This is a genomic window from Desulfoscipio geothermicus DSM 3669 (genome assembly GCF_900115975.1).
In the GTDB taxonomy this organism is placed as follows: Bacteria; Bacillota; Desulfotomaculia; order Desulfotomaculales; family Desulfallaceae; genus Desulfoscipio; species Desulfoscipio geothermicus.
In genome coordinates this window covers 50,583-63,353 of the sequence record NZ_FOYM01000021.1, presented here as the reverse complement: position 1 = coordinate 63,353, position 12,771 = coordinate 50,583, and the positions used below count along the sequence as shown (strand labels likewise).

The 12,771-nt window shown below is 50.5% G+C and carries 13 protein-coding genes; all 13 read left to right on the top strand.

The genetic code is table 11. The features are described 5' to 3' along the window. Positions 1 to 381, top strand: a 381-nt coding sequence (locus BM299_RS12855) for an IclR family transcriptional regulator domain-containing protein (protein WP_207545181.1), incomplete at its 5' end; no start/stop codon positions are given. 64 nt (positions 382 to 445) lie between these two features. Further along, positions 446 to 1,603 (top strand): 2-oxoacid:acceptor oxidoreductase subunit alpha, encoded by a 1,158-nt coding sequence (locus BM299_RS12850; protein WP_092484947.1) that lies wholly within the window; start codon positions 446 to 448, stop codon positions 1,601 to 1,603. After that, entirely contained in the window at positions 1,591 to 2,412 is an 822-nt protein-coding gene (locus tag BM299_RS12845; protein ID WP_092484944.1) for a thiamine pyrophosphate-dependent enzyme, read from the top strand. The genes BM299_RS12850 and BM299_RS12845 overlap by 13 nt, the downstream gene beginning before the upstream one ends. Positions 2,413 to 2,430: 18 nt before the next feature. Further along, positions 2,431 to 2,637 carry a 4Fe-4S dicluster domain-containing protein gene (locus tag BM299_RS12840; protein ID WP_092484941.1) on the top strand — a complete coding sequence of 69 codons (207 nt, stop codon included), beginning with the start codon at positions 2,431 to 2,433 and terminating at the stop codon, positions 2,635 to 2,637. Further along, the gene (locus BM299_RS12835; protein ID WP_092484938.1) at positions 2,634 to 3,185 is read left to right on the top strand and encodes a 2-oxoacid:acceptor oxidoreductase family protein; all 552 of its coding nucleotides are present in this window, start codon (positions 2,634 to 2,636) and stop codon (positions 3,183 to 3,185) included. The genes BM299_RS12840 and BM299_RS12835 overlap by 4 nt, the downstream gene beginning before the upstream one ends. Beyond that, positions 3,182 to 4,357 (top strand): ADP-forming succinate--CoA ligase subunit beta, encoded by a 1,176-nt coding sequence (gene sucC, locus BM299_RS12830; RefSeq protein ID WP_092484935.1) that lies wholly within the window; start codon positions 3,182 to 3,184, stop codon positions 4,355 to 4,357. Before BM299_RS12835 ends, sucC begins: the two co-directional genes overlap by 4 nt. Next, a complete protein-coding gene (gene sucD / locus BM299_RS12825) occupies positions 4,341 to 5,201 on the top strand; it encodes a succinate--CoA ligase subunit alpha (protein WP_092484932.1) in 861 nt (286 codons plus the stop codon). Before sucC ends, sucD begins: the two co-directional genes overlap by 17 nt. Positions 5,202 to 5,337: 136 nt before the next feature. Further along, positions 5,338 to 6,375: a TAXI family TRAP transporter solute-binding subunit gene (locus BM299_RS12820; RefSeq protein WP_092484929.1), complete on the top strand. Its 1,038-nt coding sequence runs from the start codon at positions 5,338 to 5,340 to the stop codon at positions 6,373 to 6,375. Between the two features lie 97 nt (positions 6,376 to 6,472). Continuing rightward, the gene (locus BM299_RS12815) at positions 6,473 to 8,428 is read left to right on the top strand and encodes a TRAP transporter permease (protein WP_245779770.1); all 1,956 of its coding nucleotides are present in this window, start codon (positions 6,473 to 6,475) and stop codon (positions 8,426 to 8,428) included. Positions 8,429 to 8,460: 32 nt separating this feature from the next. Continuing rightward, positions 8,461 to 9,492, top strand: coding sequence for an Ldh family oxidoreductase (locus BM299_RS12810; protein ID WP_092484923.1), 1,032 nt, complete (start codon positions 8,461 to 8,463; stop codon positions 9,490 to 9,492). 45 nt (positions 9,493 to 9,537) lie between these two features. Next, positions 9,538 to 10,737: a nickel pincer cofactor-dependent isomerase, group 22 gene (locus tag BM299_RS12805; RefSeq protein WP_092484920.1), complete on the top strand. Its 1,200-nt coding sequence runs from the start codon at positions 9,538 to 9,540 to the stop codon at positions 10,735 to 10,737. A 488-nt stretch (positions 10,738 to 11,225) separates the two neighbouring features. Beyond that, entirely contained in the window at positions 11,226 to 12,128 is a 903-nt protein-coding gene (locus tag BM299_RS12800) for a fumarate hydratase (protein WP_092484917.1), read from the top strand. 15 nt (positions 12,129 to 12,143) lie between these two features. Next, positions 12,144 to 12,737, top strand: a complete 594-nt coding sequence (locus BM299_RS12795) for a FumA C-terminus/TtdB family hydratase beta subunit (RefSeq protein ID WP_092484914.1) — start codon at positions 12,144 to 12,146, stop codon at positions 12,735 to 12,737. The last annotated feature ends 34 nt before the right edge of the window (positions 12,738 to 12,771 follow it).

Sequence of the window (12,771 nt, the reverse complement as noted above, 5' to 3'; positions counted from 1 at the left end):
GATGAAATAAGCCGCGTACTTGACCAAATTGAACAAATTTTAGGGGCCAGGGGAAAAAGGGTTAATAAAGAAAGTATTATGGCTGAATTGAGCCAGATTCGGAAAAACGGTTACGCGCTAAGCTTTGGTGAAGTAAATCCGGGAACCGTGGCCATCGGTTCTCCGGTATTCGACTACAAAGGAAGAGTTACGGCGTCAATCGGGATCATGGGTCCGGAAAACCGCTTTTCTCCGGATGAAATGCCTGTCAAGATAAAAAATGTAAAAAAAAGCGGCCATAGCTTTAACCAGGAACATTGGGGGTCGCGTCAGTTTCGAGGAATCTTAAACCGAATTAGTTTTCTAATCAACCACATAGAAAAAAACAAGACAAAGAGGTGATGAAATAGACAGTATATGACCGTTTACACAATGATAGTGATAAATGACAACAAGGAGGTTAAGTATGGGACAAGAAGTCAACAACGAAAAAGTTAAGATTTTGCAAGGAAATGAAGCCATCGTTGAGGCTGCCGTAGCTGCTGGCTGCAGGTTTTTTGCGGGTTACCCGATAACTCCAGCCTCGGAAGTGGCTGAAACGATGGCCCAGCGCCTGCCCCAGGTAGGCGGTGTGTTTATGCAAATGGAAGATGAGATCGCCAGCATTTGTGCGACCATCGGCGCCTCTTTCGGCGGCCTGAAAGCATGCACGGCATCTTCCGGTCCCGGCATCAGCTTGAAACAGGAAGGCGTGGGCTACGCATCAGCGGTGGAAGCGCCGATAGTGGTAATCAACGTCATGCGTGGCGGACCCGCTACCGGGATGCCAACCGCGGTGGGCCAACAGGATATTATGCAGGCCAAATACGGTTCGCACGGTGATTATGAAATTATCGCCCTAATGCCATCCTCGTGCCAGGAGGCCTTTGATTTGACATATAAGGCGTTTGAACTGTCCGAACATTACCGGGTGCCGGTTTATGTATTATCCGACGAAATCGTGGGCCACACCCGCGAGAAAGTGCGGATACCGGCAAACCTGTCCCCGGTGGAGCGGAAAAAGCCGGCCAAAGAAAACTTCCAACCCTACAAAGCCCAAGCAAACGGGCTGCTGGACGGTATGCCCGGGTTCAACGAAGGCTATAGACTGCTGATTGACGGCCAACTGCACGACGAGCAAGGTAACCGTGCGGCCCACCTGCCTGATGTATGCGCGCGGCTTACTGAACGGCTGTGCCGGAAAATATCCGACCACGCCGACCAGCTCGTTGACATAGAATCAAGCTATCTCGAAGACGCAGAAATAATCGTAGTCAGCTTTGGGAGCCCATCTAGGCCCTCGCTGCGGGCGGTTAAGGATGCTCGCGCCAAAGGTATCAAAGCGGGCTACCTGAAACTGCGCATTATCTGGCCGTTTCCGGAAACAAAACTGGTTGAACTGACCGCTGGCGCGCGCACCCTCATCGTACCCGAACTAAACATTGGTCGCGTAGTAAACGAAGTCAAGCGAGCAGTTGGCGGCCAGAAGGAAGTGGTCGGCTTGTCCAAGCTGGGTGGACTGCTGCACACTCCCGGCGAGATTCAGGCTGAAATCGAAAGGAGGGCCCAAGCATGCACCCGTTAGGAGAAAAATACCTCAGGAAAAACGCGCTGCCTCTTTTGTGGTGCCCCGGCTGCGGCAACGGCACCATCTTAAACGCTACAGTCAGAGCCATCGAAAACTTGGGCATCCGCGACCGGCTGGCACTGGTGGGCGGCATCGGCTGCTCGGGCTGGATACCGGTTTACATTGATGCGGACACACTGCACGTGCTGCACGGTCGCGCCATCCCATTTGCCACTGGCCTGAAGATGAGCGACCCCAACCGTAAAGTCATCGTATTCAGCGGTGACGGCGACTGCCTGGGCATCGGCGGCAACCATTTTATCCACGGGGCCAGGCGCAACATTGACATAACCGTAATCATGGTTCATAACCAAATCTACGGCATGACCGGCGGCCAGGTGGCGCCCACCACGCCCACGGCCAGCAAGACCAAAACATCGCCGTACGGTAACCCGGAAATGCCTTTTAATGGCTGCGAACTGGCCCGGGCCTCCGGTGCCACCTACGTCGCCCGCTGGACAACGGCACACCCGCGGCAGCTCAGCAAAGCCATAGCCGAAGCTATAGACCACCAGGGTTTCTCCTTTGTGGAAGTGCTGACCCAGTGTCCCACCCAGGCCGGGCGAGTAATCCACGGCACGGCAGATCCCGCCAAGCTGCTGGATATGATCAAGGCTAACACCATCAGCGCAAACGCGGCCAAGGACAAGAGCGCAGAGGAGCTTGCGGGAAAATTCCTGATCGGTACTTTGCATCACGACACGCAGCGTCCGGAATTTGCCGGCTACTATTACGAAAAAATCCACAAAGCGGCAGCCGCCAATTAAACAAGGACGGTGAAAAAAATGGTAATTATAGACGAGCTATATTGTAAAGGCTGTTATCTTTGCTCCCATTACTGTCCGAAGAAAATCATCAAGCCATCCGGGAAAAGGAACGGTAAAGGCTATATTATTCCCTGTATAGCCGAACCTGAAGAATGCACCAAATGCAAGACCTGTGAACTTATTTGTCCGGAATTAGCCTTGACGGTCGAGGAGGGAGCGAATTGAGAACCGAGATAAAACTGGCGGGTTTTGGCGGTCAGGGTGTGATTCTGATGGGAGTGCTGCTGGCCCAGGCTGCAGGCTACCATGAAAACAAAGAAGTTGCCCAGACCCAGAGTTACGGTCCCGAAGCCCGGGGCGGCGCTTGCCGGGCCGAGGTAGTTATTTCCGATGAGCCAATCGACTATACCAAGACATTGAACCCAGATATTTTCGTCGCCATGTCCCAGCCTGCCTTTGATAAATACATTAAAGATATAAACATTGAAACTGCGGATATATTCATTGACGATACCCTGGTAACAGAAATACCGGAAGGAATTAAGAAATTGCACCGGGTGTCCGCTACCAAGCTGGCCGAAGAAAAAGTGGGCAACAAAATGGTCGCTAACACAATTATGCTCACCGCGCTGGTTAATGCCACCAAAATGGTATCTCTGGAAGCGCTGAAAAACACCATTGCCGGGAACTTGCCGGCCAAGATCCAGGCGGTGAACATGAAGGCCGTCGATGTGGCGCTGGAATACTGTGAGCAGCAAGGTGGTAAACAATGAAATTATATGAATTCGAAGGAAAACAAATCTTTAGCCAAGCTGGTATTCCCACCCCTCGAGGTACAGCCGTGCGCACTGCGCAGGCGGCCATTGAAGCGGCCCGGGAAATAGGCTATTCCGTAGTGGTTAAAAGCCAGGTGCTGCGCGGTGGACGCGGTAAGGCGGGCGGCATCAAATTCGCCGCGGATGAACAGGAACTGGTGCAAGCTGTTGCGGACCTGCAATCCATGGAGCTGTCCGGCGAGCGTGTGGAAATAATTCTTATCGAAGAAAAGCTGGACATAGCACGGGAGTTCTACATGGGGATAACCCTGGACCCCCGGGAATCACTGCCGCTATTGATGGTCTCCGCCCAGGGCGGCATGGATATCGAGCAAGTGGCTCGGGACTACCCCCATCAACTGTTTAAAATGCACCTTGACCCGCTGGCGCAGCCCCGGATGAACCAGATGCTCGACCTGTTGCTAAAAACAGGCCTGCAGGGCAAGCAACTGGTACAAGCGGCCAAAATATTGCATAACCTGGTGCGCAGTTATTTTGCATATAACGCGATAACTGCGGAAATCAACCCGCTGGTCATTGATGCGTCCGGTAATGTGTTGGCTGCCGATTCCAAGGTGGAGATCGACGACTCGGCTCTATTCAGGATCAAGGCTGTGCAGGGCTTTGAACGGAAGACCGAGATTTCCGACCCGCTGGAAGCGGAAGCCAAGTCCCTGGGCATATCCTATGTGGGTATGGGTAAAGGCAACATTGGTCTTATCGCCGGCGGCGCCGGTCTGGGCATGGCTTCCATGGATATGATCTCGGCACATGGCGGCGTGCCGGCCAACTTTTTGGACCTTGGTGGAGATGCCACCATGGAAAAGACGGCTGACGCGCTGCGGGTAGTGCTCAAAACCCCCGGTGTCGAGGGAGTTTTCATCAACCTGTTTGGCGGAATCAATAACTGCGAACAAATGGCCAAGGGGATCGCTCAGGTCATTGACGAACTCCAGCCCACCCAGGCCATTGTGGTCAAAATGAGAGGCCACTCCCAGGATGAAGGCTGGGCCATTTTAGAAAGCAAAAACATACCCATTATCAAATTCGGTACAACCGAGGAAGCAGTTATCCTGCTGCTGGAACAAATGAACAAAAAGAGGGTGACTGACCATGGCCATTTTAGTTAATCCGGATACCCGCGTCATCATCCAGGGAATAACCGGCAAGCAGGGCACCTACCACGCGCTGAAGATGCTGGAATACAACGTTCACGTCGTCGGTGGAGTAACGCCCGGCAAGGGTGGCCAAAAAGTGCACGGCGTCACCGTGTACGATACCGTGGCGGCGGCTAAAAAAGAACACCAGGTTGACGCCTCTATGATTATGGTACCGCCCGCCGGTGTGTTGAGCGCGGCCATCGAAGCCATTGACAATAAAATACCGCTGATTGTTATCATCACCGAATTCGTGCCCGTTCACGACAGCCTGGTGATAAGAAACATGGCTCGTAAAGCGGGCGTGCGCGTAATCGGCCCCAATACCATCGGCGTTATCAGCCCCGGTAAGGGCAAAGTAGGTATCATGCCCGGTTACATTTACAGCGAGGGCAGCGTAGGCATCATATCCCGCAGCGGCACTTTGACCCACGAAGTTTCCTCAAACTTGACCTATAAAGGGATCGGCCAGTCCACCTGCGTGTGCATTGGCGGGGATCCCGTCAAAGGAACCGATTTTGTCGACGCCCTGCACCTGTTCCGGGATGACGACCAGACCGAAACCGTCGTTATGATCGGCGAGATTGGCGGCGCCGGTGAGGAACTAGCTGCAAAATACGTAATCGAAAACGGGTACCCCAAAAAAATCGTAGCCTTTATCGCTGGCCAGACGGCGCCCGCCGGCAAAAAGATGGGGCACGCAGGGGCCATTGTATCGGAAGGATTCGGTACCGCGGAGTCCAAAATCAAGAGTTTGGGCGAAGCCGGCATTACCGTGGTCAGAACGCTGGACGAACTGCTGCAGGCGGTTCAGTAAAGTTTGGCCTGTAATAGGTGTTTCAAGTAGGCTGTGAGAGGGGGGGTGGAAATAACCCCGGCGTTTTTGCAGATTGTGAGTGACTACTTTTTAGCGGCCAACCCTTATTGACCCTAAAAGTAAAAGGAGGAAGCAAATGAACAAAAAACTGCTTGCCATTGTTTTAAGTTTGAGCCTGGTGCTCTTTGGAGTGATGGGTTGTAGCAGTAACAAGTCTTCCGGTGATGGTTCCGAAGGCGGCCAGTCCAGTTCATCCGGTAAAAAAACTTATATTAATATGGCCACTGCCACAACAGCAGGGATTTATTATGCGCTGGGTAACGCCATTACCAACATGTGGAACGAAAAAGTGGACGGGATCCAGGCGTCCGTTCAATCCACCGCGGGTTCTGCACAAAATGTTGAACTGCTTACCAGGAACGAAGCCCAGGTTGCTTTTATGCAAAACGGAGTGGCCGGGGATGCCTGGAACGGCGAAAACGTTTTTGAAGGGAAACCCAAAAAAGATTTTGTCGGCATGACTTACCTCTATCCCAACCTTTGCTACTTCGTTGTGCCTGCCAATTCAGGCATTAACGAACTGGCGGACCTGAAAGGCAAAAACATTATACCCGGTCCCGTAGGAAGCGGCACTGAACTGAACGCCCGCCAGATTCTATCCGTAGTCGGCATTGATTATCAAAACAATAAAGATGCTACTGCCAACTATGTTTCAAATGCGGAAGCCGCTCAAAAATTTACGGACAGGCAGACTGATATGGCCTTTATTGCCGGCGGTATTCCCCACGCTGCTGTAACGGAAATGATGACCCGTGTGGACGCAAAAATATTGGAAGTCAAAGGTGATGTAAGGGACAAGCTGATTAAGCAATTTCCCGCTTATTTCCCGATTGAAGTGCCAGCCAACTCCTACAAGGGACAGACTGAACCTGTGGAAACGGTAGCCGTTGGTAATATCCTGGTCGTCCGGAAAGATGTCGATGAAGACCTGGTGTATAAAATGCTGGAAAGCATCTATGCCAATAAGGACACCCTCGCCAACTCTTATAAAGGGGCAGCCAATTTCAAAATTGAAAACGGGCTGAACGGTATGACCTTGCCTCTGCACCCGGGAGCGGTCAAGTTCTTTGAAGATAATGGAGTAACAGTTCCCGACAATTTAAAGTTGAAGTAGATAGATCAAATGAACAACTTAATAGAAATGGGAATCTAAGGGCTTCATAGCCCTTAGATTCCATCAATAGGGCCATCAGAAAGAGGTGACCTGCATCTTGAATGAACAGGAAATAGTTATCAGTAAAGAGAAGCAGCAGGAGATATTGAAGAAGTATTCCAGCGAAAGCAACTACCGGGAATTTGACTCAAAATTCTGGTTTTATGTAGTTGCCGTTGCCGCGATAGGCTTATCTCTATTTCACCTGTATACGTCCGGGTTTGGTCTGCTGCTGGCCATCAAGCAGCGTTCCATCCACCTTGGAGCGGTTCTGTTCATGGTGTTCCTGTTATACCCAGCGAGTAAAAAACGTTCGCCCATGGGGAAACCCAGTGTTATCGATGTTGTGTTAGCGCTGCTGGGCGTTGTCACATGCGGCTACCTTGTGTTTTTCTTTGAGGATATCGCCATGCGGGCCGGAATGGCTAATTACACCGACATTATCCTGGGCACCATTTTAATGTTGCTGGTGCTGGAGGCGGGCAGGCGGACCATGGGCATGATTCTCCCAGGCCTGGCCATTCTATCCGTGCTTTATGCCATGTACGGCGAATGGATTCCCGGCGTATTCGGTCATATGAACTTTACTTACCCCAGAATCATAGAACAAATGTACATTAGCACTGAAGGTATATTCAGCATCGCTCTGGGGGTTTCCGCACAGTACATTTTTCTGTTTGTCCTATTCGGCTCATTTATGTCTGCGTCGGGCATGGGCAGGCTGATAAATGACGGTTCCCTGGCTATGGCCGGCAAATCGCCAGGAGGTCCGGCCAAGGTTGCGATCCTGGGCAGCAGCATTATGGCCACCATCAACGGCGCCGCGGTGGCTAACGTGGTGACCACGGGAGCATTTACGATACCCCTGATGAAAAAGGTTGGTTACAGACCCAGATTTGCCGGCGCGGTGGAAGCAACCTCATCCTGCGGCGGGCAGATCATGCCTCCCGTCATGGGAGCTGCAGCCTTTGTGTTGGCAGAACTGACGGGAATTCCTTATGGAACAGTGATGATCGCGGCAATTGTTCCGGCCTTGCTTTATTATCTAGCTGTTTGGACAATGGTTGACCGCGAAGCCAGAAGACTTGAACTTCAAGGCATGGACGTATCGGACATTCCCAGATTGAAGGATGTTCTTAAGGTCAGGGGGCACATGCTGGTTCCCCTGGTGGTAATTGTTGCCATTTTGATAAAAGGTTTTTCACCCATGTACGCTGCCTTTTACGGCATTCTTTCCACGCTGCTGGTGGCTTCCCTGCGCAAGGAGACACGGATGAGCCTGCCTCAAATCGTCAAGGCAATGATAGACGGGGGCAGGACGGCGTTGGCCGTGGCAGTCGCCTGCGCCGTGGTGGGTTTTGTTATCGGTGTTGTGTCACTTACAAGCGTAGGTGTAGTATTTACTGATAGCATTATCGGCTTTACCGACGGGATGCTCATTCCCACCCTATTTCTGACCATGGTGGCATGTATCATCCTGGGCATGGGCCTGCCGACCACTCCGGCGTATATTATGGCAGCCACAATAGCAGTTCCGGCGCTTATCGCCCTGGGCGTGGACGACCTGGCGGCCAACCTGTTCGTGTTTTACTACGCCATTCTTTCGACCCTGACACCGCCGGTGGCCATAGCAGCGTATGCAGCCGCGGGATTAGCCGGTTCACCTGTGTTCAGCACCGGTTGGGCGGCGTTGAGGCTTGCTTTGGGTGGGTTCATCATCCCGTATATGTTTGTGCTTGAACCGGCGCTCTTGATTGTCAGGGGATCGGCGGTAGAGACGTTGCTGGCAGTGGTGCCGGCAGTACTGGGTGTAATCTTGCTTGGCTGTGCGGTCATAGGTTATTTCCGTGTCAACTGTACCGCTTTTGAACGGGTTGTGCTGTTTATTGGCGCGTTTGCACTGATCATTCCTGAATTGGCCACCGACCTGACCGGTTTGGCGGCCGCGGTTCTTATCTATCTGCTGCAGAGCAGGAGAATGACGGGCCAAAAATCTCTAAGCCAGAGTGTTTAAATTCACAGTTTTTACAAAGGAGTATCTGTAAAATGAAACATTACCCGGCTGCAGATTTGAAAAAAATATGTGTTGATGTATTAAAGGGTTATGGTGTACCGGAAGAAAATGCGGATATTACGGCATCAGTGATGATTTCCGCAAGCCTGCGTGGAATTGATTCGCATGGTATCGCATACCTGCCGGTATATGTGGAAAGAATCAAGCGGGGAGTCGTGGATCCCAAGGCTCAACCTGAAATAGTCACGGAAACGGCTAACACTGCCGTGGTAGACTGCAAAAACGGGCTGGGACAGGTTGGCGGTGTCTTTGCCATGAATCTGGCGGTGAAAAAAGCCCTTGCATCCAATACTGGATTTGTGGGCTTACGCAATTCGGGACATTTCGGGATGGTATCTTATTATACCATGCAGGCAGCCAAGAACAACTGCATCGGCCTGGCCATGACCAACGCTCCGTCAAGCGTTGCCCCGTTTGGCGGCATGGAACCCCTGTTTGGGACAAACCCCATATCCTTTGCTTTTCCGGTCAAGGACAGGCCAGACATTGTCATCGACTTTGCCACCAGCGCCATAGCTCGGACTAAGTTGCGGAACATGGCCGCCGAGAAACAGGAAATACCCGAAGGTTGGGCCTTGAGCAAGGAAGGGTATATGGCGAAAACGGCGGATGAAGGTTATGAAGGCGTGCTGCTTCCCGCTGCCGGGGTCAAAGGCTATGGATTGGCCATTATCGCGGAAGTGCTTTCTGCTGTTCTTACAGGCGCCGCATTTACAACCCGGGTTGGGGGACTGGTGGATGACTTCTCCCGCTCCCAAAACGTTGGCCATTTCCTCGGGGCCATATCCATTGAATCCTTCCTCCCGATGGATCAATATTATGATATGATGGATCAATTCATTGGAACCATAAAGGGCGTCAAGCCTGTGCCCGGTGTCCAGGAGGTATTGTATCCCGGGGAACTGGAATTCCAAAAAGAGACTCTTCGCAAAGCCGAGGGCATACCGGTGGATGATGCTATGTGGGAAAAGATCAAGAAATGCATGGAAGAACTGAATAAGTAATTGTGTTAAAAAGCCGCAGGAGATCAATCGAAGGAGCTAATTAATATGTTTCCCATGTATTTGGTAAAGCAAAACCTCGATTGCAGTTCCATTATCGATGTGGAAGCGCATGTTCGTTCCGAGTTAAACGGCATGGGCTTGCGGGATCGCGTCACTCCCGGAATGAAAATATGCCTGACTTATGGCTCAAGGGGGTTCCCTTATGGCTTGCGCGTAATCCGTACCCTGGTGGATGTTTTTAAAGCCTGGGGAGCCGATCCTTTTATCGTTCCCGCCATGGGAAGTCACGGCGGCGGGACCGATGAAGGCCAGGTTCAGGTACTGCAAAAAATGGGCATAACCGAAGAGAGTCTGGGTGTGCCCGTTAAATCCTGTGTAGATTCGGTCTATCTCGGTGATACTCCTGGCGGGGTGCCGGTGTATTGCGATAAATACGCGCTGGAGGCCGACGGAGTATTTTTGTTTAACCGCGTTAAGCCGCATACCGGTTTTCGCGCCCCGATCGAAAGCGGCTTAACCAAGATGATGTCCGTGGGGCTCGGTAAAGTTAAGGGAGCCGAGGCGGCGCACCGTGCCGGGCTGGGGCACGTCCTGGTGGAAATGGCCCGCGTGATTGACCAAAAAATAAATTTGCTGGGTGGAATTGCCTCTGTGGATAACTTCCAGGGTGATGCTTTGGTTTTAAAAGGAGTCAAGCCGGAAGACCGCGAAAACGCCGAACAAGAATTGTTGAAACTGGCATGGCAGCAATTGCCCAAAATTCCCTTTGATCATCTCCATGTACTGATAGTGGACGAAATGGGTAAAAACATCAGCGGGTCGGGGATGGATGTTAACGTAATCGGCATGCACCGGCGGTTGGGTGGTAAACCGGTGCAGAATTATGAAACCCTTGTGGTACTGGATTTGACACCTGAATCCAAAGGAAATGCCCTGGGTATAGGGTATGCCGATATAACCATCCAGAGTTTGGTGGATAAGATTGATTTCCAAAACACTTACAAGAACTCCCTGACCACAGGATATTTGAGTTCGGTAAAAATCCCGTGCACTCTGCCTACGGAGCGCGAGGCCATTGAAACGGCATGTAATTTACATCGCGGTGAAGACTGCCGGGTGGTTCGGATTAAGGATACCAAGCACCTTGAATACCTGTGGATTTCCGAACCCCTTTTGGCGAAAGTCAAAAACCTTGAGATCATAAAAAAAGTGAACAGTATCTTTGATACCGTCGGTTATCAATAATTAACCGCGCGGATTAAATGCTATACCTTGAACAGGGATTCCCTCCATTTATGATTTGGACTAAGCATCCATTGGAGCCGGAATCCCTTGAGGTTTTTGGGTAAAGGAAGGAGAAATATCAGAGGTGTGACGATTAATGCAATAGCATTATAAAAATGTCAATAACCAATTGTAAACCCAACGTAATTTTTGATTAGTTAATTGATATCGATATGTATTCGGTAGTAATAGGCACATGTAGTTATTAAACAATAGTTGTAAAATCGCTATTGCATCAATAAAAAAATTGGTGCTATAATGAGTATGATGTCAGAGGCAAGAGGTTATACCAGAACATCTATAAGATACGATCTTTAAGTTCACCGGAAAACGTTCTCTTCAACTAAATAACGAACAAATTTTATAGGTAAATAATTAAAGAATAAGGGGGGAATCGGTTTTTATTAAAAAACTTTAGTCTAGCAACATATATATAAGGAGGGAAAAAAGTGTCAAAACAATCTGTTGCTGATTCATTTTACAAAACTGTTGAAGAGCTGTGCAAGGAGCTCTACATTAAAGCATTGAAGGATTTGCCGCCCGATGTCAGGACGACACTGCAAGCAGCTTATGAAAAGGAAGAGACTGAAACCGGCAAACAAGTTCTGGCTACCATGCTGGAGAACATAAAAATTGCCGATGAAAACAATCGCTTGATCTGCCAGGACACAGGCATTCCCATTTATTTTGTTAAGGTGGGAAACAAGCTCAGCGTTGATTTCGTACAGCTTGAGGAAGCCATAATCAAGGGCTGCCAAAGGGCCACCGTGGAACACCCGCTGCGCTCCAGCGTTGTTTCGCCGTTTAAACGTCAAAACAACCAAAACAGCTCAGGATACCGCATACCATCGATACACTACGATGTGGTGCAGGACAACGATAAAGTGGAAATATTGATGGTTCCCAAGGGATCCGGTTCTGAAAACATGAGTTTCCTGAAAATGTTAATTCCGGCTGAAGGGGTGCGCGGCGTAAAAAGATTCATCCTTGAAACAATTGCCAAAAACGTTGGCGCGAACCCGTGTCCTCCTTATGTTGTCGGCATCGGCATCGGGGGAACCGCGGATATGTGCGTGAAACTGGCCAAAATGGCCGCGGTAACCCGTCCCATCGGCTCGCACAATCCGGATCCGGAAATGGCGGCGTTTGAAAAGGAAATGTTTGAAGCGATCAATGAACTGGGCATTGGCCCCATGGGTTTGGGTGGTTTGAACACTGCGATTGCTGTTAATGTTGAGCATGCATACACTCACATTACCCAAAACCCCGTGGCAATCAATATACAGTGTTGGCCGGCACGTCGTGCAAGGGCTATCCTCAGCGCCGACGGCAAGTACGAAGTAGGTTATTAGAAAGGGGGTATAATAATGGCTGAGTATACTTTAAAAACTCCATTATCTGAAGAAGACGTTAGAAAACTTAAAGTCGGTGATAAAGTTACCCTGGAGGGCATTATTTTTGGTATCAGGGATGCCAATTTAATTCGCATGTTTGACGGTAAAGTACCGGCCCCCACCGACCTAACCGGTGCGGCCTGTATACATACCGCACCGAACGTGCGTAAAGTTGGGGAAGGTAAATATGAGCCCGTGTGTATCGGGACAACCACCAGCAGCCGTATGGACAGGTTCACGCCGGGCTTAATGGAACAATACGGAGTGCGCGCCATCATCGGCAAGGCGGGTATGATGGAAGCTAGCATGGAAGCCATGAAGAAGCACGGCGGTTGTTACCTCGCCATCGTGGGCGGAGCCGCGGCGTGGGAAACGGAAAGAATTCTGGAGATTGAAGATGTTTGGTGGGAAGACTTAATGCCCGAGGCCATTTGGAAATTCCGGACCAAGAATTTCGGTCCCCTGATCGTGGCTATGGATTCCTACGGCAACAATTTATACTTTGACGTTAAAGCCAAGGCAGCTGCCAAGTTGGACGACATCTATAAAAAAATTGGAGCTGAATAAATAACAGCAAGTCCGTGGATTTAAAGCGTCCACG

What these genes read in the sequence shown, in the direction of transcription:
- sucD (WP_092484932.1), top strand. Translation starts at nt 4,341, where the DNA reads ATGGCCATTTTAGTTAATCCGGATACCCGCGTCATCATCCAGGGAATA.
- BM299_RS12820 (WP_092484929.1), top strand. Translation starts at nt 5,338, where the DNA reads ATGAACAAAAAACTGCTTGCCATTGTTTTAAGTTTGAGCCTGGTGCTC.
- BM299_RS12840 (WP_092484941.1), top strand. Translation starts at nt 2,431, where the DNA reads ATGGTAATTATAGACGAGCTATATTGTAAAGGCTGTTATCTTTGCTCC.
- BM299_RS12805 (WP_092484920.1), top strand. Translation starts at nt 9,538, where the DNA reads ATGTTTCCCATGTATTTGGTAAAGCAAAACCTCGATTGCAGTTCCATT.
- BM299_RS12845 (WP_092484944.1), top strand. Translation starts at nt 1,591, where the DNA reads ATGCACCCGTTAGGAGAAAAATACCTCAGGAAAAACGCGCTGCCTCTT.
- BM299_RS12795 (WP_092484914.1), top strand. Translation starts at nt 12,144, where the DNA reads ATGGCTGAGTATACTTTAAAAACTCCATTATCTGAAGAAGACGTTAGA.
- BM299_RS12810 (WP_092484923.1), top strand. Translation starts at nt 8,461, where the DNA reads ATGAAACATTACCCGGCTGCAGATTTGAAAAAAATATGTGTTGATGTA.
- sucC (WP_092484935.1), top strand. Translation starts at nt 3,182, where the DNA reads ATGAAATTATATGAATTCGAAGGAAAACAAATCTTTAGCCAAGCTGGT.
- BM299_RS12850 (WP_092484947.1), top strand. Translation starts at nt 446, where the DNA reads ATGGGACAAGAAGTCAACAACGAAAAAGTTAAGATTTTGCAAGGAAAT.